General features: G+C 61.2%; 1 protein-coding gene and 1 pseudogene. Both read right to left on the reverse strand.

Annotated features, from left to right (window positions below; all coding sequences use genetic code 11):
- Positions 1-88: 88 nt before the first annotated feature.
- Positions 89-589 (reverse strand): methylated-DNA--[protein]-cysteine S-methyltransferase, encoded by a 501-nt coding sequence (locus tag CWS39_RS28330; RefSeq protein WP_102146120.1) that lies wholly within the window; start codon positions 587-589, stop codon positions 89-91.
- A 5-nt stretch (positions 590-594) separates the two neighbouring features.
- Positions 595-828 (reverse strand): annotated as a pseudogene (locus tag CWS39_RS29960) (DNA-3-methyladenine glycosylase); the annotation flags it as partial.

Below are 828 nucleotides of genomic sequence, written 5' to 3' on the forward strand. Positions count from 1 at the left end.
ACCCGGGTGGAAAAGTAGGACACCGCCGAACACACATTAAGTCCTGTGGCCCCCAATTCTGTTGGGGGCCACAGGCATTTCTGTCTATTTAGTCAAATAGTGCCGGCGCAATTCGCTGCTTCTCCAAATCGAGTAATGCCCGTTTACGGTCCAGGCCGCCGCCATATCCGGTGAGGCTGCCATTCGCACCGATCACGCGATGGCACGGCACGATGATCCCGATGGGATTGTGGCCATTGGCCAATCCGACGGCGCGAAATGCGCCTGGTGAGCCGATTTGTTTGGCGATTTCACCGTAAGACCGTGTTTCGCCGTACGGAATTGTCTGCAGTGCGGCCCATACACGGCGCTGAAACGCGGTGCCGACGAGCTCGAGCGCGAGGTCGAATTCGGTTCGCTCGCCGGCGAAGTATTCCGTGAGTTGTTCGACGGCGTCGGGAAACGCGTCATCGTCGGGTTCCCAGCCGTCGCGGCTGGGTTCATAGGTCTGATCCACCATTCGCAGATGCATCAGGCGCCCGTGTTGGCCGACGAGGGTAAGCGGGCCGACGGGGCTGTCGATCGTGCGGCATTGCAGACGGAATGGCATTGTCATCACTTCTCTTTCGGCGGCCAGTCGTTTACTGCATGGTCGAGTGCGGTCCACATGTGCTGGGTCGCGTACGCGCGCCACGGCCGCCAACGGGCACTGTGCTCGACGAGCGGACGGACGTCCGCCGGGAGCCCAAGCTGCTTGGCGGCCAGCTGGACGCCAAGGTCCGCGACTGGAAACGCATCCGGATCTCCGAGACGAGGAATGATCAGAACCTGTGGATGAGCCTCGGTGTG

The sequence above is a fragment of the Mycobacterium hubeiense genome (genome assembly GCF_002838065.1).
Taxonomy (GTDB): domain Bacteria; phylum Actinomycetota; class Actinomycetes; order Mycobacteriales; family Mycobacteriaceae; genus Mycobacterium; species Mycobacterium hubeiense.